At 70.8% G+C, this 23,046-nt stretch carries 20 protein-coding genes; 11 read left to right on the top strand and 9 right to left on the bottom strand.

Annotated features, from left to right (window positions below):
* Positions 1–33: 33 nt before the first annotated feature.
* Positions 34–519: a DUF2000 family protein gene (locus tag QSK45_RS20770; protein WP_285559030.1), complete on the bottom strand. Its 486-nt coding sequence runs from the start codon at positions 517–519 to the stop codon at positions 34–36.
* On the opposite strand from QSK45_RS20770, the gene QSK45_RS20765 reads away from it, so the two are divergent.
* Positions 518–1,375, top strand: coding sequence for a helix-turn-helix domain-containing protein (locus tag QSK45_RS20765; RefSeq protein WP_285559028.1), 858 nt, complete (start codon positions 518–520; stop codon positions 1,373–1,375). The two genes, QSK45_RS20770 and QSK45_RS20765, sit on opposite strands and share 2 nt — an antisense overlap.
* On the opposite strand, the gene QSK45_RS20760 is transcribed toward QSK45_RS20765, so the two are convergent.
* A complete protein-coding gene (locus tag QSK45_RS20760) occupies positions 1,353–1,853 on the bottom strand; it encodes a type III secretion system chaperone family protein (RefSeq protein WP_285559026.1) in 501 nt (166 codons plus the stop codon). The two genes, QSK45_RS20765 and QSK45_RS20760, sit on opposite strands and share 23 nt — an antisense overlap.
* A complete protein-coding gene (mshA, locus tag QSK45_RS20755) occupies positions 1,846–3,183 on the bottom strand; it encodes a D-inositol-3-phosphate glycosyltransferase (protein WP_285559024.1) in 1,338 nt (445 codons plus the stop codon). The genes QSK45_RS20760 and mshA overlap by 8 nt, the downstream gene beginning before the upstream one ends.
* Before the next feature lie 273 nt (positions 3,184–3,456).
* Here mshA and QSK45_RS20750 point away from each other — a divergent pair, with 273 nt between their 5' ends.
* From QSK45_RS20750 to QSK45_RS20740, 3 genes are all read left to right on the top strand, one after another.
* Positions 3,457–4,242, top strand: coding sequence for a class I SAM-dependent methyltransferase (locus QSK45_RS20750; RefSeq protein WP_285559022.1), 786 nt, complete (start codon positions 3,457–3,459; stop codon positions 4,240–4,242).
* 195 nt (positions 4,243–4,437) lie between these two features.
* Positions 4,438–5,523, top strand: a complete 1,086-nt coding sequence (locus QSK45_RS20745; RefSeq protein ID WP_285559020.1) for a C40 family peptidase — start codon at positions 4,438–4,440, stop codon at positions 5,521–5,523.
* Between the two features lie 325 nt (positions 5,524–5,848).
* Complete coding sequence (locus tag QSK45_RS20740) at positions 5,849–7,144, top strand: PP2C family protein-serine/threonine phosphatase (protein ID WP_285559018.1); 1,296 nt, start codon at positions 5,849–5,851, stop codon at positions 7,142–7,144.
* A 29-nt stretch (positions 7,145–7,173) separates the two neighbouring features.
* On the opposite strand, the gene QSK45_RS20735 is transcribed toward QSK45_RS20740, so the two are convergent.
* From QSK45_RS20735 to QSK45_RS20725, 3 genes are all read right to left on the bottom strand, one after another.
* A complete protein-coding gene (locus QSK45_RS20735) occupies positions 7,174–7,515 on the bottom strand; it encodes a DUF2516 family protein (RefSeq protein WP_285559016.1) in 342 nt (113 codons plus the stop codon).
* A gap of 113 nt (positions 7,516–7,628) precedes the next feature.
* Positions 7,629–8,228 (bottom strand): hypothetical protein, encoded by a 600-nt coding sequence (locus QSK45_RS20730; RefSeq protein ID WP_285559015.1) that lies wholly within the window; start codon positions 8,226–8,228, stop codon positions 7,629–7,631.
* Positions 8,229–8,306: 78 nt separating this feature from the next.
* Complete coding sequence (locus QSK45_RS20725) at positions 8,307–8,735, bottom strand: helix-turn-helix domain-containing protein (protein ID WP_285559013.1); 429 nt, start codon at positions 8,733–8,735, stop codon at positions 8,307–8,309.
* Between the two features lie 395 nt (positions 8,736–9,130).
* Between QSK45_RS20725 and QSK45_RS20720 the strand changes: the two genes are divergently transcribed.
* The 6 genes from QSK45_RS20720 (at position 9,131) to QSK45_RS20695 (ending at position 16,331) form a co-directional block, all read left to right on the top strand.
* Positions 9,131–9,781 carry a DCL family protein gene (locus tag QSK45_RS20720; protein WP_285559012.1) on the top strand — a complete coding sequence of 217 codons (651 nt, stop codon included), beginning with the start codon at positions 9,131–9,133 and terminating at the stop codon, positions 9,779–9,781.
* A 222-nt stretch (positions 9,782–10,003) separates the two neighbouring features.
* Entirely contained in the window at positions 10,004–11,371 is a 1,368-nt protein-coding gene (locus tag QSK45_RS20715; protein ID WP_285559010.1) for an ATP-dependent nuclease, read from the top strand.
* A gap of 24 nt (positions 11,372–11,395) precedes the next feature.
* Entirely contained in the window at positions 11,396–12,262 is an 867-nt protein-coding gene (locus tag QSK45_RS20710; RefSeq protein WP_285559008.1) for a TnsA-like heteromeric transposase endonuclease subunit, read from the top strand.
* Positions 12,259–14,298 (top strand): TnsB C-terminal domain-containing protein, encoded by a 2,040-nt coding sequence (locus QSK45_RS20705; RefSeq protein WP_285559007.1) that lies wholly within the window; start codon positions 12,259–12,261, stop codon positions 14,296–14,298. The genes QSK45_RS20710 and QSK45_RS20705 overlap by 4 nt, the downstream gene beginning before the upstream one ends.
* Positions 14,295–15,347 carry an AAA family ATPase gene (locus QSK45_RS20700; RefSeq protein WP_182788234.1) on the top strand — a complete coding sequence of 351 codons (1,053 nt, stop codon included), beginning with the start codon at positions 14,295–14,297 and terminating at the stop codon, positions 15,345–15,347. Before QSK45_RS20705 ends, QSK45_RS20700 begins: the two co-directional genes overlap by 4 nt.
* A gap of 3 nt (positions 15,348–15,350) precedes the next feature.
* A complete protein-coding gene (locus QSK45_RS20695) occupies positions 15,351–16,331 on the top strand; it encodes a TniQ family protein (protein WP_285559000.1) in 981 nt (326 codons plus the stop codon).
* Between the two features lie 325 nt (positions 16,332–16,656).
* Here the strand turns inward: QSK45_RS20695 and QSK45_RS20690 are convergent, their stop codons facing one another.
* On the bottom strand, positions 16,657–17,901 hold the full coding sequence (locus tag QSK45_RS20690) for an MFS transporter (protein WP_285558998.1): 1,245 nt from the start codon (positions 17,899–17,901) through the stop codon (positions 16,657–16,659).
* 95 nt (positions 17,902–17,996) lie between these two features.
* Between QSK45_RS20690 and QSK45_RS20685 the strand changes: the two genes are divergently transcribed.
* On the top strand, positions 17,997–20,366 hold the full coding sequence (locus QSK45_RS20685; RefSeq protein ID WP_285558996.1) for an ATP-binding cassette domain-containing protein: 2,370 nt from the start codon (positions 17,997–17,999) through the stop codon (positions 20,364–20,366).
* On the opposite strand, the gene QSK45_RS20680 is transcribed toward QSK45_RS20685, so the two are convergent.
* Together QSK45_RS20680 and QSK45_RS20675 are read right to left on the bottom strand one after the other, a co-directional pair.
* Positions 20,367–20,891, bottom strand: a complete 525-nt coding sequence (locus QSK45_RS20680) for an HAD domain-containing protein (RefSeq protein WP_285558994.1) — start codon at positions 20,889–20,891, stop codon at positions 20,367–20,369.
* A gap of 111 nt (positions 20,892–21,002) precedes the next feature.
* The gene (locus QSK45_RS20675) at positions 21,003–23,042 is read right to left on the bottom strand and encodes a HelD family protein (RefSeq protein ID WP_285558992.1); all 2,040 of its coding nucleotides are present in this window, start codon (positions 23,040–23,042) and stop codon (positions 21,003–21,005) included.
* Between the last annotated feature and the right edge of the window lie 4 nt (positions 23,043–23,046).

The following is a 23,046-nucleotide window of genomic DNA, read 5'->3' as shown; positions in this document are numbered from 1 at the left end:
GGGGTCCGGCCGGGCCCTGCGGAAGGGGGCGCGTCATGGGTGCATGCGCGCCCCCTTCAGCACCTTGTCCACCCCGTTGCGCGGCCCGTACACCGCGAGCCCGACCAGGTCCAGACCGGCCGTCGGCACGGCGCGCACGGCCGCGCGGTTGTCGCGGTCATTGCCCGTGGCGAACAGGTCCGCGGTGAACACCGCGCAGGGCAGGACCCGGCCGAGCGCCCGCTCGTGGGCCGCGCGCAGGGTCTCCTTCCCGCCCTCGAAGACCAGCACCGGCTGCCGGAACATGGGCAGGTACGACACGCCGTCCGCGTCCTCGTACGGCTCCCCGACCACCTCCGGCAGTGTCGCGCCCAGCCCGCTGACCAGGAACGCGGTGACGTTCAGCCGCTGCCAGGGGGCGAGGTCCGCCCGCAGCAGCACGGCGATCTTGGTGTCGAATCGGACGGGTTCGAAGGTCATGGCGCTCATGGGACGAGACTGCCGATCGCCGCCCGGCGCCGTCTTGTACGTTGTTTGCATGACCGTGGAGCGGGCCGCGCGCCGGGCCCCGGGGGCGGAGGTGAGCGCGTGGCGTCCCCGGGTGGCGGGCGTCACCGAGGTGTTCCACGCCCACTTCACCGAGTACGCCTACCCGATGCACGTCCATGACGCGTGGACGCTGCTCATCGTGGACGACGGCGCGGTCCGCTACGACCTCGACCGGCACGAGCACGGCACCCCGCTCGACACGGTCAGCCTGCTGCCGCCGCACGTGCCGCACAACGGCTCCCCCGCGACCCCGGGCGGCTTCCGCAAGCGGGTCGTCTACCTCGACAGCAGTCGCCTGGGCGAGGAACTGATCGGCGCGGCCGTCGACGGACCCGATCTGCGCGACCCCGTGCTGCGCCTGCGGGTCGGACAACTGCACGCGGCCCTTGCCCACCCCGGCGACGAACTGGAGGCGGAGAGCAGGCTGACCCTGGTCGGAGAGCGGCTGCGCGGTCATCTGCTGCGCCGTGTCGGGCCGCCGCGGCCTCGGCGCGATCCGGGCCTCGCCCGCGAGCTGCGGGAGTTGCTGGACGCCCGCGTCCTCGAAGGGGTCTCGCTCGCCGAAGCCTCGGCGCTGCTGCACGCCCATCCCGCCCATCTCGTACGGGCGTTCAGCGGCGCGTACGGCATCGCCCCGCACCGGTACCTGATGTCCCGCCGCATCGGCCGGGCCCGCCGGCTGCTGCTGGACGGACTGCCGCCCGGCGAGGTGGCGGCGCTCACCGGGTTCTACGACCAGGCCCACCTCACCCGCCACTTCCGGAAGCTGGTCGGGGTGCCGCCGGGCCGCTACCGGGCCGGCGCGCGCCGGGCGCCGCAGGGCATCACTCGGCCGGGCGGCCGATGAGGTGTCTGAAGGCGTCCAGGTTGCGGGTGGACTCGCCGCGGGAGACGCGCCAGGCGTACTCCTTGCGGATCGAGGTGGCGAAGCCCAGCTCCAGAAGGGAGTTGAAGGCGCCGTCGGCCGCTTCCAGGACCTGGCCGAGGAGGCGGTCGATCTCCTCCGGGGTGACGGCGGCGAGCGGGAGGCGCGCGGTGACGTAGACGTCGCCGAGCCGGTCGACGGCGTAACTCACGCCGTACAGCCTGAGGTTGCGCTCCAGCAGCCAGCGGTGGACGCCCGCCTCGTTCTCGTCGGGGTGGCGCACGACGAAGGCGTTCAGGGAGAGGGAGTGCCGGCCGACGAGGAAGGAGACGGTCGTGGACAGTTTGTGCGTGCCGGGCAGCCTGACCACGTAGGTGCCGGGCTCGGGGTTCTCCCACTCCAGTTCGGCGTCCTGGAAGACGGCCGCCAGGACCTGCCCGGCCTTCTCGACATCACCCATGGTGGGAGCGTACGCGACGGCGGTACGACTGGATCGCGGCCGTGTACACGTCGGCGGTCGCCGCGGCCGCCGCGTCCCAGCCGAAGGACCGGGCGTGCCGGGCGGCGGCGTCGCCCATGCGGGCGGTCAGGGCCTGGTCGTCGGCGAACCGGGCGAGCACGCGCGCGTAGTCGGCCGGTTCGTGCCCGTCGACCAGGAAGCCGGTCTCGCCGTCGCGCACGGCCACCGGCAGCCCGCCGACGGAGGCGGCCAGCACCGGGGTGCCGGACGCCTGCGCCTCGATGGCGACCAGCCCGAAGGACTCGCTGTACGACGGCATGACCAGCAAGGACGCGGCCCGGAACCAGTCCGCGAGCTGCTCCTGGCCGACCGGCGGGCGGAACCGTACGACGTCCGCTATGCCGAGCCGGGCGGCGAGCTTCTGCAGGCCCTCCGGCTTGGCGAGGCCGCTGCCGCTCGGGCCGCCGACCACGGGGACGAGGATCTTGGAGCGGAGCTCGGGGCGCCCGTCGAGGAGGACGGCCACCGCGCGCAGCAGCACGTCCGGGGCCTTCAGTGGCTGTATGCGGCCCGCGAAGAGGGGGATCAGGGCGTCCGCGGGCAGGCCGAGGCGGGCGCGGGCGGCGGCGCGGCCGTCGGCGGGACGGAAGCGCTCCAGGTTCACACCGGGGTGGACGACGGCGACCGAGCCGGGGTCGGCGTCGTAGTGCCGGGCGAGTTCGGCGGCCTCCTCGTCGGTGTTGGCGATCAGCCGGTCTGCGGCGGCCACGATCTGGGTCTCGCCGATGACCCGGGCGGCGGGCTCGGGGCGGTCGCCGGCGGCCAGACTGGCGTTCTTGACCTTGGCCATGGTGTGCATGGCGTGCACCAGGGGGACGCCCCAGCGCTGGGCGGCGAGCCAGCCGACGTGGCCGGAGAGCCAGTAGTGGGAGTGGACCAGGTCGTAGTAGCCGGGGCGGTGGCCGGCCCATGCCTGCATCACGCCGTGGGTGAAGGCGCACAGCTGGGCGGGCAGCTCCTCCTTGGCGAGGCCCTCGTACGGCCCCGCGTCGACGTGCCGGACGAGGACGCCGGGGGCGAGCGGGACGGTGGGCGGCAGGTCGCCGGCGGTGGCCCTGGTGAAGATCTCCACCTCGATGCCGAGCGCGGCGAGCCGTTGGGCCAGCTCCACGATGTAGACGTTCATGCCGCCGGCGTCGCCGGTGCCGGGCTGGTGCAGGGGCGAGGTGTGCACGGAGAGCATCGCGACCCGGCGGGGTCTGCGAAGCAGCCGGAGCCGGGGCGCTGCGGACGGGGAGCGGCGCCCGAGCCTGCTGGCGTACTGGCTCACGTAGCGGTCCTCCTTGCTGCGGGCATGCCGGACGGAGGACTCGCCTGCGCCCTCCAAGGGGGTGCAACAGCGCGCGGGGTGCGGACCATTTCCACAACAAGCGGCTTTGCCGAATCATTACCTTGGTCGGCTCAACCTCGCGGGCATGCGGACGGCCGCGCCCGAACGGCCGCCGGAGCCCCCGCCACGGCCCCCCTTACCCTCGTACCCATGGCACCCCGCGCATCGGCCCTCCCCCACTCTCGGCTCCGCTCGAGCGGGGGGACCCCCGTCGTGGGGACCGTGACGCGCGGCACCACCAATCCCAACCGGCTGCGCCGCATGGACCGCTGGATCGCGGCGGCCCACGGCGCCGAGCTGCGCCGCGCCGCCGCCCCGGTCGCCGTCGACCTCGGCTACGGCGCCGCCCCCTGGACCGCCGTGGAGCTGCTCGGCCGGCTCCGCGCCGCCGCCCCGGGCGCCCGTGTCGTCGGCATCGAGATCGAGCCGGAGCGGGTCGCGGCGGCCCGGCCCTACGAGCGGGAGGGGCTGGCCTTCCGGCACGGCGGCTTCGAGGTCCCCGTGCCCGGCCGCCCGCTGCTGATCCGTGCCGCGAACGTGCTGCGCCAGTACGACGAGGCCGAGGTCGCCGCCGTCTGGGAGCGGCTGTGCGCACGGCTGGCCCCCGCGGGCGGCGGCTCGCGCGGGGGACTGCTGGTCGAGGGGACGTGCGACGAGATCGGCCGGCGGCACGTGTGGGTGGCGCTCGGCCCGGAGGGGCCGCGGACCGTCACCTTCGCCACCCGCCTCGGCTCCCTCGACCGCCCCTCCGACCTCGCCGAGCGGCTGCCGAAGGCGCTGATCCACCGCAACGTGCCCGGCGAGCCGGTGCACGCCTTCCTGCGCGACTTCGACCGCGCCTGGGCGGCCGCCGCGCCCTACGCCTCCTACGGCGCCCGGCAGCGCTGGCAGCGCGCGGTCCGCTCCCTCACGGCCGACTGGCCGGTGACCGACGGGCCGGCGCGCTGGCGGCAGGGCGAAGTGACCGTGGCGTGGGCGGCTTTGGCACCCCGCAGCTGAAACCACCCTTTCGGGTGGGCCGGCAACGGAACGTTCTCCGGGCCTCGTTCGTCACACGGGCGAGGTGATCGCCGCCATGGCCGGGTGTGGGGGAAATCAGACTTTCCTTACGGCCTCTGTCGCTTTGCGCGCGACCGTGGCACGATCCCTCAGGCGTCCATAAGTTACTGACGGTAAATCAGCTGGGGGGTAGGTATGGGTACGGGCAAGCGCGGTCTGCTCGCGGCCGCCCTGACCGTGGTCTGCGCGGTGGCCGTACTCGCGGCACCCGGGACGGCACTCGCCGCACCGGCGCCCCCGCCGGGCACCGGTTCCGCACCGGGCACGGACCCGAAAGCCGTGCCGGACCAGGACCTCGAGCAGGTCCGCGAGAAGCTGGACAAGCTCTACCACGACGCGGCCGTGGCCACCGACGCGTACAACGCGGCGCAGGAGAAGGCCGAGAAGCAGTCCGCCGAGATCGTCTCGCTGGCCAAGAAGATCGCGGCCGGGCAGCGGAAGCTCGCGCAGCTCAAGGACCAGGCGGGCGCGACGGCGCGGGAGCAGTACCGCACCGGGGGCATGCCGCCCACCGCCCAGTTCCTGCTCAGCGACGACCCGGGGCAGTTCCTGGACGGCGCCGGGCTGGTCCTGCAGAGCCAGCAGGCGGCCAACCACCTGATCGGCGAACAGGCCGCCACCCAGAAGCAGTTGCAGGACTACGCCGCCGACGCGGCCGCCCAGTGGAAGAAGCTGGACGCCGACCGCAAGGACAAGGCGAGCGCCAAGAAGAAGATCCAGCAGCAGATCGACGCCGCCGAGAAGCTGGAGTCGTCACTGGAGCAGAAGCAGCGGGAACGGCTCGCCCAGCTGGAGCAGAAGGCCGCACTCAAGGCGCAGACCGCCTGGCTGGACACCGGAATCCTCCAGCGGATCCACGGCAAGGCCTCCGCGGCGGGCGAGAAGGCCGTGGCGTTCGCCACCGCCCAGCTCGGCAAGCCGTACGTGTGGGGTGCCGAGGGCCCGGACTCCTTCGACTGCTCGGGCCTGACCTCCCAGGCCTGGGCCGCGGCCGGCCGGCCCATCCCGCGCACATCCCAGGAGCAGTGGAAGCAGCTCAAGCACATCGACATCAAGGACATGCGCCCCGGCGACCTCGTCATCTACTTCGACGACGCCAGCCATGTCGCCCTGTACATCGGCGACGGCGCGATCATCCAGGCCCCGCGCCCGGGTCGCTCGGTCACGGTCGCGGGCGCGGGTTCGATGCCGATCCTGGGGGTCGTACGGCCCGACGCGTGACCCGGGCGGCACACGGGGTCGCGGGGCGCGAGGGTGGTCACATGAGGGGCGTTACGCGCCTTTTGCCCCAGTGACATGGGTCATGTGACCCACTCCACCGCCAACCCCCGTTCAAACCGGGGCATGACGTGAGCTTCGTCATCCCCGGCGGCTCCGCGCGCTGTCCAACTGCGTTACGTAAAGCGGCATATGACGGTGGCCTGGGCCAGAGCGACGCGGCTCACACCATTCCATCGGGGTGGCCGTACCCGCTATGGTCACCCGTCGGTGGGTCGAGACCCTCGACACCGCCGTGCCCTCGGGGGGAGGGAAGGAACCCAGGACGATGCCCGTACCCGTACCGCGGCAGAGAGCGATCCCGGCCGTGGAGAGTGGTCAGGCGCAGGCCGCCGGCGCCGTCGGCGGTCCCCTCAAGGAAGAGGCCCACCGCGACGCCGCACCCACCAGCGGCACCACTCTCACCCTGCTGCTGATCGAGGACGACCCGGTCGGCTCGCCGATCGTGCCCGAACTGCTGGACTCGGCCGGCAAGCCGGTCCGCGTGCGCACCGCCCGCAACCTCACCGAGGCCGAGCGGCTGCTCACCGACGACGTCCACTGCATCCTGCTGGACCTGGCGCTGCCCGCGCCGGGCGGCAGCGACGCCGACGACGAGCTGGCCGTGCTCCGGCACGTCCTCCAGCTCGCGCCCCGGCACGCCGTGCTGGCCCTGACCGGCTCCGGCGACGCCGAGCGCGGCGCGGAGGCGGTGCGCGTGGGCGCGCAGGACTACCTCTTCCGGGACGAGCTGGACAGCCGGCTGCTCAGCCGCGCCATCCGCTACGCGGTGGAGCGGAAACGATCCGACACCGCGGAGCGCCGGCTCACCGAGAGCCGGCTGCGGGCGCAGGAGAACCGGCGCCTGGAGCGGGGTCTGCTGCCCACGCCACTGCTCGACGGCTCCTCGCTGCGGTTCGCCGCGCGGTACCGTCCGGGCCGCTCCCGCGCGCTGCTCGGCGGCGACTTCTACGACGCCGTGCGCACCCCCGACGGCACGGTGCACGCCATGATCGGCGACGTCTGCGGCCACGGCCCGGACGAGGCCGCGCTCGGTGTGGAGCTGCGGATCGCCTGGCGGGCGCTCACCCTCGCGGGGCTGTGCGGGGACGAGCTGCTGGGCACGCTCCAGGAGGTGCTGGAGCACGAGCGGGCGGACGAGGAGATCTTCGCGACGCTGTGCACGGTGGACATCGCGCCGGACGGCCGCCACGCGGGCCTCTGCCTGGCGGGCCACCCGGCGCCGCTGCTGGTCCGCCCGGGGCTGTCGGCGCGGCTGCTGCCGTACGGCGACAACGGTCCCGCGCTCGGGCTGCTGCCCGGTGCCCGCTGGTCCCGGATGCAGGTGGAACTGGGCTCCGAATGGAGCCTGATGCTGTACACCGACGGGCTGATCGAGGGCCGGGTCGGGACCGGCGGGGAGCGGCTCGGTCAGGAGGGCATGGTGGAGATGATCCGCCGGCAGCTCTCCGAGGGGCTGCGGGGCGAGGAGCTGCTGCGGGCCGCGGTGCAGGAGGTCCGGCGGCTCAACGGGGGCGAGCTGACGGACGACGTGGCCGTCGTCCTGCTGGACCGCACGGCGTAGGCGGGCCGGGGTACCGGCCCGGTCCGGTCCTAGCGGCCGCCGTTGTACGGGCCGTAGGGGCCGTCGCTGCTGCCGCGGCGGCGGCCGAAGCCCTTGCCGCCGGTGACGTGCTTGAGGGCGGGGCGGACGTCCACGATGTAGACGATGCTGGCCACCGCGCCGGCGATCGGCAGGATGGACAGGATCGAGAAGAGGATGCTGACGACCAGGGCGATGCCCAGGATGATCAGCCAGAAGACCTTGTTCTGCTTGTCGGCCGCGCGGAACGCGTCCTCGCGCCGTACCGCCGCGTCGACGAGCGCGAACGCGGCCAGGGCCATGAGGACGATCTTCAGGATCCCCATGAATCCCGTGAAGCCCAACATCAGCATGGTTGCCACCGTCCGTGATCCGCCGCTCGGTTCCTACGCCGCAACCGTACCCATTGACGGGGCGGAACGGGCCGGACACCTCGAAGATGCCCGGCCCGTGGGTGCCACCGCCGTCACTTGGCCGGAGGGGTGGGCTTCTTCGCGGGGGTGGGCTTGCGGGCGGCCGGGGCCTTCCTGGCGGCGGCCTTCTTCTCCGCGGCGGCCTCGGGCGTGGCGACCTTGGGCCGGCCGGACTCGTCCTTGACCTCGACGGGCTCGGCCTTGCCCTCGACGGCGATGGCCAGCTCCTCGATGTCCTCGGCCGCCTCGCCGCGCCAGGTCTTCACGGCCTGCTCGCCGTGCTCGGCGACCTTCTCGTAGGTCTCGCGGGCCCGGACGGCGTACTCGGCGGCGACGCCCACGCCGCGCAGGGCGAGGTCCTGGGCCTGCTCGCCGAGCTTCTTCAGGTCGACGTCGAAGCCGCCGATCAGCTCGGTGACCTTGGACTGAAGGGTCTCCTGCGCCTCCTTGGCGCGGGCGGCGGCCTTCTCCTGCACGGCCTTCGGGTCGGTGGCGCGCACCTTCTCGATCCGGGCCGGGGCCTCGGCGCGCAGCTGCTCGACCAGTGCGGGCACCTTCTTGGCCTGCTGGAGGGCGAGGTCGGCGGTGCCGGCGGCGAAGTAGAGCGGGGTCGGGTCGCTGAGGGTCTTGCGCAGGTCGTCGGTGATGGCCATGGTGATCAGGTCCTCCCGGATTCGCGTTCGGCTGAGGTGGTGTGGTTCGCGGCGGGCGCCCGGTGCCCTGGTCCGGCGTCAGCCGGCCGTCCGCCGCGAGCCGGCATCGTCGTCTGTTCCCTGCTCCGTGCCGTCCTCACCCGTGGGTTCGCCGGCCCCGAATCCGTTCTCCTTCCGGAAGGACTCGTAGATCTGGAGCAGCACCTGCTTCTGCCGCTCGTTCAGCGAGGGATCGGCGAGGATGACGGCGCGCGTCTCCACCTCGTCCCGGTCCCGCTCGGCGTCGAGGATTCCGGCGCGGACGTACAGCGTCTCGGCGGAGATGCGCAGGGCCTTGGCGACCTGCTGCAACACCTCCGCGCTCGGCTTGCGCAGCCCGCGCTCGATCTGGCTCAGGTACGGATTGGACACCCCGGCCGCCTCGGCGAGCTGCCGCAGCGACAGCTGGGCGTTCCGCCGCTGCTCGCGCAGGTACTCGCCGAGATTGCCGACGTTCAGTGATGCCATGCCTCCACCATGCCCCCCCTCGCTAACTATTGCAAGCACGCGCTTGCAATAGTGCGCTGGCGTGTCGGGCGGGGTGACGCGGTGCGGGGGGCTTCCGGTGTCCGTTCCCGCGGAACGTGGCGGAGTCCCATGGATCTGGCGGTGGTCCTGGCGGAATCCCACCGATCTGGCTGCGACCCAGGGAGGGCGTGAGCGGGATGCGCAAGATTGCGTCAGCAGCAGCGCAGAGTCCATACCGGGGTGGCAGGTGGCAGACGGCGTCCCGGAATGTGTCCGCACATGGGAGTCGCGACGAGAAGCGCGTATCCGGAACGCTGTCGGCGTAGCGTCGATCCAGGCGCCCGAGCATGCGTCGCGTGAGGGGCTGGCGAACGATCGAACAGAAGGGTTGGTTCGTGGCTGAGTTCTGGATTGGGCACCGCCGGTACCGGACGAAGGGGGAGGCGAAAGAGGCCGTACGCGAGGTGCTGTACCGGTACAACGTGGGCAGCATCGTGGACCAGGAGGACGATCACCTGCTCTTGCTGGACCTCCTCGACATGCATCACGAAGCGGACGACAAGATCGGTCCGGGCGTTGAAGCCTTCGCGATCGCCCCTCCACAGCGTGGCCCGTATCCGGGCTTCGAGGTGATCCGCACGGACGGGAGCCGCATCGACTTCTCCTACCAGACGTGCCTGAAGCCGCCGACCTACCGTCAGCAGGTCATGAACGTGATGCGGGACGAGATCAAGTCGACGATCAATGCCTACTTCGAGTCGCGAAAAACGGTCGGCTTACTGGTCTCAGACCAGTCCGGCACGCCCCTGGACAGCAGCAACACCGCGGTGAGCTATTTCCAGGGGCCCTCATTCGTGGACATCGCCGAGGAGTTCGCCGAGACGGTCGGCGGGTGGGAAGCGATCGAGCTGACCCCGTCGACAGAGCCCGGACTTGGAAAGCTCAAGGACCGCGTCCTGGCCGAACGCTGGCTCAACCACCACCAGGAGCACGCCGTACTCGGGCTTCTGTCATCACAGGAGAACCAGCGCCGTCCCCGCCGGTGACACAACACCCAGGGCCGTGCGGCTGATCCACCGCCGCCGGCGCGAGCATGGCGGGCCGACTTGAAGCTGCCCGCCAGGAGATCGCCTTGCTGCGGGCAAGAAGGAGAACACTGAGTGAGCACTTCGCGCAAAACACCCCCCACCCTGTCTCCACTTACGCACGAGTGGAACACGGCACGGAACACGGCAAAAGGGTGGCCGCAATTCCTGGAAGCTGTGCACGTGGACGGACTGAGAGGATGGAACAACGAGACTGTCGAATTCAGATTCCCCGTCGTTGCAGTTGCTGGCGAAAATGGGGCAGGAAAGAGCACCATCCTCAAAGTTGCAGCTGCCGCCTATGTGGCAAACCAAGAGAACGGGTTGACTTTCTACCCGGATGATTTCTTCCCTAATACACCATGGGAAAGTGTCGAAGGTGTTGCCTTGGGTTACCAGATCAGGCGCGGAAATTCCGTCAGCAATCTGACCTTGAGAAAGCCCACCAAACGATGGCGCGGAATGCCTGAAAGGTTCCGTCGCCCCGTGTTTTTTCTGGACATCAGCCGCACGCAGCCCATCAACACTCTAGTGGGATATGGAAAGATCGCTAAAGAGCTGAACTTTCCCGGAGATATCACACCATTCAGCGAGTCCGACCGGGCACTGCTATCCCGAATCATGAACAAGTCATACACCGCGAGCGGTATCGCGAAGTACGAAAACAAACAGGTTGGAGTCCTGACCACCGACGCGGGAGAATACTCAAATTTTCATCAGGGTGCTGGCGAGGACGCCACCACAGACCTGGTCGCATTGCTCCGGTCCGCCCCCGCACAGTCTCTCGTCATCATCGATGAGATTGAAGCCTCTCTCCATCCGAGGGCCCAGCGCCGCCTGATGACGGAACTGTTCGCCATCTCGAAGGAAAGGAAGATTCAATTCATTCTTTCCACCCACTCGGCCACCATCCTTGAACAACTACCAACTGAGGCTCGCGTCTACATTCAGGCTCAGCGTAACGGGCTACGAAACATTATCTATGGAGTGACTCCGGAGTTCGCCATGTCGCTCATGGATGATGTTGACCATCCGGAACTCACGATATATTGCGAGGACGAGCAGGCGCAGACTCTGATTGACGCATTGATCTCCCAGGAGATACCGGAAATCAGGAATCGAGTAGCAGTGATACCGGTGGGTGCCGCTTCCACAGTGAAAACCCTCGGGGAGCTAGCATCGAAGGATAAGCTCCCCAATCGATCGCTCGGAATTCTCGATGGAGATCAAGATGAAAGTGCGGGATGCATTCTTCTCCCAGGCACACAGGCCCCCGAGAAGGAAGTCTTTAGCGCCCTTGATGAGACGGCTTGGGAGAAGGTTTCTAATCGCCTCGATGTCCGAGTTGCTGATCTTCTCGAAGCCGTTGACGATGCACGCCAGATCGAAAATCACCATGCGTGGGCCCGCAAGGTGGCAGAACGGCTTGGCCCGCGAGTTCGCGTCGGACGGGTTTGGGAAGATATCGCCTCAGTGTGGTCCAAGGAAGTAGTCGATCCAGCCGAACGAACGGCGTTCGTCGAGGCAATCCTCCAGCATCTGATCGAGTAACTGGGTGCGCGCCCGAATGCGATCGTGTTCGGGCGCGCACCCAGTCAAGGACTGTCCCGGAAGTGCTTTGACGTCGGCAGGCGCGACTACGACACCTTCATCCTCATGGGCGGTTTCGCCCCGTTGGACCTGGCGGATTCCAACTCGTTCTGGACAGTTGCGTACATGGGGATGGGCACGGAGGGGTTCGAGGTCGGCTGGCGGGACGCCCACGGCGAGCATCGATGTCCGCTGGCCGAGGCGGCAGTAGTGGAGTTCGAGGCGGGGCTGCCGGTACGCGGGTTCCCGTCGTACCGCGGTCAGCGGAACTTCCCGGGCCTGTACTGGTCGGCCACGACGGGCGGGCACGTGGGGTTCGAGTCGTGGCTGGAGCGGGATCACGCGATGCTGCTGGACTTCACACCGGAGGTGACTGGGCTGCTATCGCAGCCGCTATGGCTGTTCTGGCAAAACGACAAGGGCCGGGCAATCTCCCACGCGCCGGACTACTTCGCACGCTTCGACGACGGCCGGGGGTTGCTGGTGGACTGCCGACCTCTGGACCGGGTGGACGAGCGATCGGCGGCCAAGTTCGCGGTGACGCAGCTGGCGTGTGAGGCGGCGGGCTGGGGCTACCGGGTGGTCGGGATGGTGGACCCGGTCCGGATGGCCAATGTCCGCTGGCTGGCAGGGTATCGACACCCTCGGCATGCGACCACCGCGGGGATGGCCGAGCGGCTGATGGCGGTGTTCTCGGTGCCCTCACCGCTGGTGGGCCAGGCGTCACTGTTGGGTGACCCGATTGCGGTGCTACCAGCGGTGTTCCACCTGCTCTGGGCGGGACGGCTCCGGGCGGACCTGGCCAAGCCACTGACGGACACGACGCTGGTGTCGCGGGCGGAGGCGTGGTGAGCGGACGGGCGGCGCTGCGCGTCGGCGACCAGGTCCGGCTCGACGAGCGGCTGCACACCGTGGTCGGGTTGTCAGGGACGCTGGTGCGGCTGGCCGACGAGGCTGGTCGGGCGAGTCTGGTGTTGCTGCCTCACCTACTGGCCGCCGAAGGCTTCGAGTTCCTTGGTCAGCGGGACGGGTCACCGGTAGTGGCGCCCTTCGCGTTGCTGGACACCGTTCCGCCGCTGGAGGCAGAGAAAGCCACCGCCTGGGAACAGCATCTACTGGAGCTGGAGTCCGGGCGGCAAAGCGGCATCGGAGCCGGGGCGGGACCGCGGCCGGAGTACGACCCGGCCCTGCATACCTTGGAGGAGCGGATCGCCGCGAAGGCCACCGAGTTGCGTGCCCTGGGCTGGACGGTGAGCGCGCGGACGGTCGAAAGGATGCGGACCCGCTACCGGGATCAAGGGGTCTGGGGGCTGGTCGATCACCGCAAGACCCGTCTGTCCTCGCCGACGGGCCGGGCTGATGAGCGGGTGGTGGCAGCCGTCGCGGAGGTGCTGGCCTGCCAGCTGAACGAGTCGACTGGGACACGAGGCCGGGTGCGGCGCCGGGTCAAGGCCCTGCTTGCCGAACAGCACGGGGCCGGGGTGGTGCCGATGCCGTCGAAGACGACGTTCTACCGGCTTGTCGAGGCAGTGAGCGCGGGCACGCACGCCTTCGGTTCGGCTGCTTCCCGCCGCTCCCAAGCTCGTCGGCCCGAGGGAATGTTCACGCCGTCCGCGGCCTGCCGACCGGGCGAGCTGGTGCAGATCGACACGACTCCACTGGATGTGCTGGTGATCCTGGAGGACGGGGTGAGCGGTCGTCCGGAACTGACTATCGCCGTTGACGTGGCGACCCGGACAATCTGCGCGGCGGTGCTGCGGCCAGCGGGCACCAAGGCGGTCGATGCGTCGCTGCTGCTGGCGAAGATGCTGGTCCCCGAGCCGCTGCGGCCGGGCTGGCCGGAGGCTCTGGCCCTGTCGGCGACGTTGATTCCCCACGCCCGGCTGCTGGACATCGACGCCCGGCTGGAGCAGGCCGCCGCGAAACCGGTGATCGTCCCGGAAACCATCGGCATCGATCACGGCAAGGTGTTCGTCTCCGACGCGTTCATCGCCGCCTGTCGGTCGCTGGGCGTTTCCGTGCAGCCCTCGCGGCCCGCCACTCCGACGGACAAGGCCATCGTGGAGCGGACGTTTTCCTCCATCAACACCCTGTTCTGCCAGCACGTTTCCGGCTACACCGGCTCCAACACGGACCGCCGCGGCGCAGGTGTCGAGGCGGTATGGACGCTCGCGGAACTCGATGACCTTCTTCAGGAATGGATCATGGCCTGCTGGCAGCAGCGGCCGCACGACGGGCTTCGTAGTCCGTTCCTACCCGGCCGGTCGATGTCACCCAACGACGCGTACGCGCTGCTTGTGGCCCGCACCGGCTACGTCCCGCTGCCGCTGAGCGGTCTCGACTACCTCGAACTGCTGCCGGCAGTCTGGCGGTCGGTGAACGACTACGGAATCCGTATCGACCATCGAACCTACAACTGCCCGGAGTTGGCTCCGCTACGGCGCCAACCTTCGGGATTGGCCGCGAAAGGCGGTCTCTGGGAGGTCCACTACGACCCCTACGACCTGTCTCAGGTCTGGGTACGCAACGCGCGCACCGGCGAGTGGATCACGGTTCCGTGGACACACCGGCACCTGGTCTCGACACCGTTCGCGGACTTCACCTGGCGCCGAGCCCGGGACCTGCTTGCGATGCGGGGCCAGGACGACACCAACCAAGCCGCCGTGGCCGCAGCAGTCGACCAGTTGCTGACGCGGGCGGAAACCGGGCCGGACCGTCGTATCGCGGCCCGTACCCGCGCCGCTCTGGAGCCCGCCCGGTCCGTCCCTGCTCTGCCGCAGACTTCAGCTCCGGAAAACGCCGAGGACGAGACCACCGTCCCGGAGCAGCCGTCGAACGTTATCCCCTTCGGCGTCTTCGACGCCTTCACCGACGGGAGCCGCCTGTGAGCGAGGCTCCGCCACAGGACATCGCCAACCCGCAGATGTCACTGACCACGAAGGAAGGCTGGCGGGCGTTCGTCGACGAGAACCCTGAGCCCCCGCCATCACTCCCGTCCGGCACCGTCCTGGACGAGGGCGAGCTGGAGTCCTACAGGGAAGCGCGGGTCGACTACCACACACGATCCGTCATCGTGAACACTCCCACGATCCGCGGCGTCGTCACTACGGGTCGCAAACGCATCGTGCTCAACCGGCACCAAGTCTCCGCCCGTCGCGGCCTGATCGTGTCCGGTTCGGCCGGCACCGGCAAGACCACAGCGATCACCCAGCTGGGCAAGAACGTCGAACAGATCACTCGGCGGCGCAGCCCCAACGCCGTCGGCGGACTGCCGGTCGTCTTCGTCACCGTCCCCCCAGCGGCTACCCCGAAGATGCTCGCAGGCGAGTTCGCCCGATTCCTTGGCATCCCGCTGGAGCACCGCATGAGCCAGGTCCAGATCACCAACGCCGTCTGTGACCTGCTCGGAAAGCTCGGCACCACACTCGTCCTGGTCGACGAGATCCACAACCTCGACCTGACCACCCGCAACGGAGCCGAGGCATCTGATCAGCTGAAGTACCTCTCGGAACGGATCGCGGCCACCTTCGTGCTTGCTGGTCTCGACGTCGAGACCAGCAGCCTGTTCCAGGGCACTCGCGGACAGCAGATCGCCGGCCGCTACACGGTCATCCCCTCCCGACCCTTCGGCCACAAGAACCGCGCGGACAAGGAGAGCTGGCAGGCCCTGGTGGTGACGATGGAGGACTCCCTGCGACTACACGCCCATCGTCCCGGCACCTTGGTCGCCATGACCGATTACCTCCACGAGCGCACCGGCGGGCTGATCGGCAGTCTTTCCCAACTCATCCGAGAAGCCTCAGTCGACGCCATCGACAGCGGCACGGAAAAGATCACCAAGCGCATGCTCGACGAGATCGAGCTCGACCACGCCGTCCAGAAGACCCAGCCCGATCGCCCCCGATCCAAGTACGCCCGCAGGCCGAAGGCGGCCTGAGTAATGGAGCCCTGGGAAGCCCCGGTCAGGCTCCTGCCACTTCCACTGCCACCGATCCACGGAGAAGTATTCGGCTGGTACTTGCACCGCCTCGCCGCCGCCAACAATGTGACGGCGGGCCAGCTGGCGAAAACTCTGACACCATTCAAAAACGCGCAGGTTGGTAAGAGGACCGACACGCTCTGGCGCTGGACTCCGACGGTTCTGCCACGGCTGGCCATCCTGACGGGCCTTACGCCCGAAACCCTCCGGATGCTGCTACCAGCGATCGCCCGGGTTGAGGCGCGCACCACAGGTGAGGTAGTCCGCTACCGTCGGCATCTCTACATCGCCTGCTCACACTGCATGCACCGCCGCGGGATCACCGAGCCAGTCCTCGCCCATCGCCCCGCAGATTTCCAACTCTGCCGCCGACACGGCATCTGGGTAGACGGCAACCGCCACTACCGCGTCGGACACCTCCCAGAGCTCGTTACCGCTGAGCACCGGCACCGACGGATCGCCAGGCGCTTCCCCGACACGATGGAAGCAGCGACAAAGAAAGCGCAGCACTTGGTCCGCTCCTGGCTCCTGAACAAGAAGCAACCTCATCTGCTCTCACGCTGGAACGACCGCCTCGCCCAGCTCCCTCCCAAGGAAGCCATCTACGGGAACATCATCAGGCGACGCGTCGACGAGCGGGAGTACATCGCCACCTATCCCGAATTCGTCACGCTGCTGGGCATACTGGCCGATCCTGCTTGGCGGGCACTACGGGAACCTGGCCGACGGACAAACCTCAGCCAGCACCGGCGCACCATCGACGCCGTCTATACAGAGGCCGAGCACCGGCTGAACGTCCCCACTCTCCGCGAGAAGCTCCGTTCCCACGCCTTCTCCAACGACCCGCTCTTTCGCTGGACCGACTCCCTGGGACGATCACTGATGCTGGTGACGACGCCGGACGACTACGACGCCCTACGGGATGAGTCCCACCAGAACTGAAAGACACCAGGCCACGGCCGTAACGTCCGACAGAACAAATGGGACCGTCTCAGCTCGCACTCAAGCAGGCGCAGCAACGTCCAGATCCACTGGGCCGCCCGGCTTCCAACCCGTCCCAGCCGAACTGACAAGGCCCAGGTCAGAGACACCTCCTCGATCCAGATCTTTTGGGAACGGACATCCGGCTGGAGGGTCTGGCATCGTGTGCGGGATGGGGGAAACGGTGGCGTGCTCGCCCCGCGAGAGGTCCACGAGGCCGAGGCGGCACGGTGGAGGAGCGAATGGCCGGAACTCAACCGTGCCGACCCGGACGTGCCGACAGCCCTCAACCCGCCTCCGCGCGGCGCATGGTACGCACCTGCGGGGACAGCAGAGCCGCAGCCGTCGCGAGGACGATCAGCACCGCGCACCCCGCCAGCGCCCGCCCCGTGCCCACCGCCGTCGCCGTGGGCCCGGCCACCAGGAGGCCGAGGGGGGCGAAGGAGAGGGAGCCGAACCAGTCGTAGGAGGTGACGCGGGAGAGGGCCTGTTCGGGGACCTCGTGGTGGATGGTGGTGATCCACAGGACGCCGAAGACGTCGCTCGCGACGCCGGAGGCGAACATGGCGGCGGCGGTCGCCCAGACGGGGGCCGAGGCCGCCAGCAGGGCGACCGGTACGGCGGCCGGGAAGGTGCACAGCACCGCCACCAGGAGGGGGCGCGCGACGCGCACCCGGGACGCCAGACCGGCGCCCGCGACGGTGCCCACCGCCTGGGCGGCCACGATGACCGACCAGGACCGCGCGCCGCCCAGGTGCTGCGAGGCCATCAAGGGGCCCAGGACCCCCACGTTGGCGTTGAGCGCGGCGACCACGACGGCGTACTGCGCGACCACCACCCACAGCCACTGCCGGGAGGAGAACTCCCGCCACCCCTCCTTCAGTTCGGCCCAGCCGGAGGTGCGGCCGCGGGGACGCGCCGGGACCCGCAGGCGTGCCGTCAGGGCCGCGCTGAGCACGAAGGAGGCCGCGTTCAGGGCGAGCGCCCAGCCCGCGCCCACCGCCGCCACGGTCACCCCGGACAGGGCCAGGCCCAGCAGCAGGGAGGTGTTGGTGCCCACGCGCAGCAGGCCGTTGGCGCGTTGCAGGCGGTCCTTCGGGACGAGCACCGGGATCAGGCCCTCGGACGCGGGGGCGAACAGGGCCGTCGCCGTGCCGGCCAGGACGGCGAGCACGCACATCGCGGGCAGCGGGGCCGCGCCGGTCAGCACCATCGCGGCCAGGCCGCCGTAGGCCCCCGCTCCGAGCACGTCCGCCAGCGCCATCAGGGCCGAGCGGGACATCCGGTCCGCGATCACCCCGCCCACCAGCACGAACAGCAGCTGCGGCAGCGCCTGGCAGGCCACCACCAGCGACAGCCGACCCGGGCCCGCGCCCGGCAGCGCGAGCACCGCGAAGGCGAGGGCCACGCGTGCGAAGCCGTTGCCCAGCACGGAGACCACCCGCGCGCAGAAGAGGAGGACGAAGCGGGTGTCCCGCCACAGGAAGAAAACGTCTCCGTCCGGAATGGCCTTGCTCGAAGACACCGTCACGGGCGCGCAGCCTAGGGGCACCCCGCGGGAGCGCACCCGGAACCGGTCAGAATCGGAGAAGCGGCGCCGAGGCGCCCCCGGCTACCGTGGCCCGCATGGACGCCGCCAACGCCTCCCACGCCGCCGACAGTCACGACCTGATCCGGGTCCACGGAGCCCGCGAGAACAACCTCAAGGACGTCAGTGTCGAGATCCCCAAGCGCCGCCTGACCGTGTTCACGGGCGTGTCCGGCTCGGGCAAGAGCTCGCTGGTGTTCGACACGATCGCCGCGGAGTCGCAGCGGCTGATCAACGAGACGTACAGCGCGTTCGTACAGGGCTTCATGCCCACGCTCGCCCGCCCCGAGGTGGACGTGCTGGACGGGCTGACCACCGCGATCATCGTGGACCAGCAGCGGATGGGCGCCGACCCGCGCTCCACCGTCGGCACCGCCACCGACGCGGGCGCCATGCTGCGCATCCTCTTCAGCCGGCTCGGTACGCCGCACATCGGCTCGCCCAAGGCGTTCTCCTTCAACGTGGCCTCGATCAGCGGGGCCGGCGCGGTCACCGTGGAGCGCGGCGGGAAGCAGGTGAAGGAGCGGCGCAGCTTCAGCGTCACCGGCGGCATGTGCCCGCGCTGCGAGGGCCGGGGCACCGTCACCGACCTCGACCTCACCCGGCTCTACGACGACGGGAAGTCGCTGAACGAGGGCGCGCTGGCCGTGCCCGGCTACAAGGCGGGCGGCTGGAACCACCGGCTGTACGCCGAGTCCGGCCTGGTCGACCCGGACAAGCCGATCCGCTCGTACACCGAGAGGGAACTGGCCGACTTCCTGCACCGCGAGCCGACCCGGATGAAGATCGCCGGGATCAACATGACCTACGAGGGCCTGATCCCGCGCATCCAGCGGTCGATGCTGGCCAAGGACCGCGAGGGGATGCAGCCGCACATCCGGGAGTTCGTGGACCGGGCGGTCACCTTCACCGTCTGCCCGGACTGCGACGGCACCCGGCTGACGGAGGCGGCCCGCTCCTCGAAGATCGGGGGAATCGGCATCGCGGACGCGTGCGCGATGCAGATCAGCGATCTGGCCGACTGGGTACGGAAGTTGGACGAGCCGTCCGTCGCGCCGCTGCTGGACTCGCTGCGGGGCACCCTCGACTCGTTCACGGAGATCGGGCTCGGCTACCTCTCCCTCGACCGGCCCGCGGGCACGCTGTCGGGCGGCGAGGCGCAGCGCGTGAAGATGATCCGGCACCTCGGCTCCTCGCTCACCGATGTGACGTACGTCTTCGACGAGCCCTCCAGCGGCCTGCACCCGCACGACGTCCAGCGGATGAACGGGCTGCTGCGGCGGCTGCGCGACAAGGGCAACACGGTGCTCGTGGTCGAGCACAAGCCCGAGGTGATCGCGATCGCCGACCATGTGGTGGACCTCGGCCCCGGCGCGGGCACCGCGGGCGGCACGGTCTGCTACGAGGGCGACCTTTCGGGGCTGCGGGCCGCGGGCACCCTCACCGGACGCCACCTGGACGACCGGGCCGCGCTGAAGGAGACGGTGCGCGAGCCCACCGGCGCGCTGGAGATCCGCGGCGCCACGACGCACAACCTGCGCGGGGTCGACGTGGACATCCCGCTCGGGGTGCTCACCGTGATCACCGGCGTGGCCGGGTCCGGCAAGAGTTCGCTGGTGCACGGGTCGATCCCGGCCGGCGAGGACGTCGTGTCGGTCGACCAGGCACCGATCCGGGGCTCGCGGCGCAGCAACCCGGCGACGTACACCGGGCTGCTGGACCCGATCCGCAAGGCGTTCGCCAAGGCCAACGGGGTCAAGCCGGCCCTGTTCAGCGCCAATTCGGAGGGCGCCTGCCCCCATTGCAACGGCGCGGGGGTGATCTACACCGACCTCGCGATGATGGCCGGGGTCGCCACGACGTGCGAGGAGTGCGAGGGCCGGCGGTTCGACGCGTCGGTGCTGGAGTACCGGCTCGGCGGGCGGGACATCAGCGAGGTGCTGGCGATGCCGGTGGCCGAGGCGGCGGAGTTCTTCGGGGCGGGCGAGGCGCACACCCCGGCGGCCCACAGGATCCTCGGCCGGCTGGCCGACGTGGGCCTCGGCTACCTCACCCTCGGCCAGCCGCTCACCACCCTGTCCGGCGGCGAGCGGCAGCGGCTGAAGCTGGCCACGCACATGGCGGACAAGGGCGGCGTCTACGTCCTGGACGAGCCGACCACCGGCCTCCACCTGGCCGACGTCGACCGACTCCTCGCCCTGCTCGACCGGTTGGTGGACTCCGGCAAGTCGGTCATCGTGGTGGAGCACCACCAGGCGGTCATGGCGCACGCCGACTGGATCATCGACCTCGGCCCCGGCGCCGGGCACGACGGCGGCCGGATCGTCTTCGAGGGCACCCCGGCCGACCTGGTCGCGGCCCGCTCGACGCTGACCGGCGAGCACCTGGCGGCGTACGTGAAGGCGTGATCAGAGAGCGGCCAGCCAGTCCCCGAGGACCCGGAAGTCGGTGTCCGTCAGGCCGTACCGGTGGTCCACGCGGTGCGGGAGGGCCGGGCCCGGGTGGTGCGCGGCGATCCAGGAGCGGTCGGCCTCGGTGATCTCGTCGTCCACCCAGACGAAGGGCCGGCCCGCCGCCCAGGCGACCAGCGGCCGGGTCTTCCAGTGCAGCGGGCCGGGCGGCTCGTCCTCGTCCGGCCACCGGACGACCGGCAGCGCGGGCAGTCCCAGCCAGGGCGCGAGCGCGGCGTTGGCCTCGTCCATCCAGGTGGTGGCCCACACCAGCTCGCAGCCCAGCCCGGCGAGGCGGGGGCCGAGCGCGGGGTCGACGCGGGCCAGCAAGGGGTGGTCGGCGTGGACCGGTGCCACGGGGCGGGAGCCGGGCGGCCAGGGGGCGCCGGCGGCGGGCACGAGCGGGCCGTCGTAGAGCGGGTGGGCGCGGTCCGCCGCCCCGAACGGGATGAGCGGACCGTCGACGTCGAGGAAGAGCAGCATCACCGTCCAGGATCGGCCCTGGAGCGGCCGGAGCACAGCCCTGGAGCGCTTCGCGCCGCCGAAAGCGCCCCCCGGCCGGCCCGTGCGGCCGGGACCGGCCGCCATGGACGCTCAGAACGGCAGCGGCCGCCCGTGCACCACGTCGAGCCGCGACACCGCGCGGGTCAGCACCACGTACAGCCGGTGCGCGCCCCGCTCCTCCGCCTCCGCCACGGCGGCCGGCTCCACCGCGACGACATGGTCGTACTCCAGGCCCTTGGCCAGGCTCGCGGGGACGAGGGCGAGCCGGGCGCCGAGGGTGTCGGGACCGGCCGGGTCGAGGCCGGCCGCGGTGAGCGCCCGCGCCACGGCGGGCAGCTCCGCGTCCGCCGCGATCACGCCGACCGAGCCCTCCCGGGCGAGGGCCCGGCGGGCGGCGGCCACCGTGGTGGCGAGGACGTCCCCGGTCGGGTGGAGGGTCAGCTCCCCGTCGGTGCGCAGGGACCGGGCGGCCGGGACCGCCACCGCCAGCCGGTCGAGCAGCCGGTTGGCCAGCGCCACGACGGCCGCCGGCACCCGGAACCCGGTGGTCAGCGACACCACCGCGGCGTCCGGCCGGCCGAGGTGGCGCAGCTGCGCGGACCAGTCGCGGGCGGCCCACGGCGCGGTGCCCTGCGCGAGGTCGCCGAGGACGGTCAGCGAGCCGAAGGCGGCCCGGCGGGCGATGGCCCGGCACTCCATCGGCGAGAGGTCCTGCGCCTCGTCCACCACGATGTGGCCGTAACCCCCGGGGTGTTCGATCAGCCCGGACAGCTCGTCCAGGAGGACCAGGTCGGCGGCCGACCAGCGGGCGGACCTGTACGAGCGCGGCGGGCGCGGCCACCGCAGCGCCTCCTGTTCGCCGGGCTCCAGGAGTCCCTCGGCCGACCGGGCCAACGCCTCCGGGTCCGTGAGCAGGCGGGCCAGCACCTCCTCCGGGCGGACCTTCGGCCACACCAGGTCGAGGTGGGCGGTGAGCGGCCGGGCGTGCTCCATGCGCCGCGCCCAGGCGGCGGGCAGCACCCCGGAGCGCCGCTCGGCGAGTTCGCGCAGCCGTCGTACCACCCGGGTGCGCACCCGCTCGCGGCCGACGGCGTACGGCGGCTCCTCCGCGCGCACCTCCCGGACGATCGCGGCGAGTTCGGCGGCGCTCACCCGCCGGCGGCAGGAGCCGTCCGGCACGACGAGGTCGGTCAGGCCGTCCGTGCTCACGTGCGCGTACAGCGCCCGGCGCAGCACCTCGGCCATGCGGGGGTCGTGCTTGAGGGCGGCCGTGGGCAGGGGGTCGGCGCCGGTGACCGGGTGGCGGGCGATCTCGTCCAGGAGGGTGGACTGGCGCACGCCGCTCTCGCCGAGCGCGGGCAGCACCTCGGAGACGTAGGCGAGGAAGGTGCGGTTGGGGCCGAGGATCAGCAGGCCGGCGCGCTGGAGCCGCTTGGGGTGGGTGTAGAGCAGGTACGCGGCGCGGTGCAGGCCGACGGCGGTCTTGCCGGTGCCGGGGGCGCCCTGCACGCAGACCGAGTCGGCGAGGGGGGCGCGCACGAGGTCGTCCTGCTCGGGCTGGATGGTGGCGGCGATGTCCCGCATGGGACCGACCCGGGGGCGCTCCAGCTCCCGGGCGACGATGCCGCCGGGCCGGAACCCGCCCTCGGGTCCGCCCTGTCGCAGGTGCTCGTCCTCCAGGCCCGTGAGGTCGGCGGTCGCGCCCGTGCTCCCCGGCGCCCAGCCGAACCGCCGCCGTACCGCCACGCCCTGGGGGTCGCGGACGCTCGCCTGGTAGAAGGCGCGGGAGACAGGGGCCCGCCAGTCGACCACGAGGGGCGGGGCGGCGGGGGTCTCGGTGATCCGCAGCCGCCCGAGGTGGAAGTGGTGCCCGCCGTGCTCGGGGTGCTCGTCGGCGAAGTCGAGGCGGCCGAAGAACAGCGGCCCCGGCGGGAGTTCGCGCAGCGCCTTGGCCTGGCTGCGCAGCCGGTGGCCGAGGACCTCGGCGTCGGCGCCGGAGGCGGAGACGTCCTCGCCGACGACGACCTGCTCGGCGGCGCCCTCGACCATCGCGGCGAGGGCGGCCCGGCAGTCGTCGTGGTGGGCGCGCTCGGCGCGCAGGGCGTCGGTGAGGGCGGGCTGGGACGTCATGCCG

This window comes from Streptomyces hygroscopicus subsp. hygroscopicus (assembly GCF_030269125.1).
Taxonomy (GTDB): domain Bacteria; phylum Actinomycetota; class Actinomycetes; order Streptomycetales; family Streptomycetaceae; genus Streptomyces; species Streptomyces hygroscopicus_C.
Note: the sequence above shows the minus strand (reverse complement) of the source record. Positions and strands in the feature narration are given on the sequence as shown.